Raw genomic sequence first — 535 nt, forward strand, 5'->3', positions numbered from 1 at the left:
GGTCGGGCACGAGAACCCATCCCTCGGCCCGCTGGCTGGCCACGTAGGCCTCACAGGCCTCCCTCTGCGCGTCGAGGGAGTTGAACTCCATGTCGAGCCCCTCCTCGCTGGACTTGCGCGTGTAGACCGCGCAGCGGAGCTTTCTGATGACGTGCTTCTGCTGGGAGAGTGTCATCGTCGTCACCCATTTCCCTTCTGGCTTCGCAAGCCGAAGAACAGCCAACCATTCCAGCGCGTGCCGGTGATGGAGCGTGCGATCGCCGAGAGCGATTTGTAGGGACGACCCTGATATTCGAACCCGTCGGTCAGCACCGTGGCGATGTGCTGTTCACCCTGCCATTCGCGCAGCAGCCGCGTGCCCGTAACCGGCAAGTTGTCTTTCCTGGCGCCAGAGCGCCGAGGCTCCAGTTCCTCGGCCAACGCAGCCAGCCGCTTCAGCGTCTCCGGCTTCAGACCGCCATAGGCGAGTTCCTGAATGCGATATGCTAGCCGGCTCTCCAGGAACTTGCGATTGTACGGTGGCGGTTCCGCGGCA

General features: G+C 63.4%; 1 protein-coding gene and 1 pseudogene. Both read right to left on the reverse strand.

Annotated elements, in window-relative coordinates; translation table 11 throughout:
* Positions 1-175 (reverse strand): annotated as a pseudogene (locus ACXJ7R_RS36075) (recombinase family protein); the annotation flags it as partial.
* A 5-nt stretch (positions 176-180) separates the two neighbouring features.
* Positions 181-535 (reverse strand): DUF2924 domain-containing protein (locus ACXJ7R_RS36080; RefSeq protein WP_457155939.1); only part of this gene is annotated, 355 nt, incomplete at its 5' end.

The organism is Mesorhizobium sp. P5_C1 (assembly GCF_054049815.1).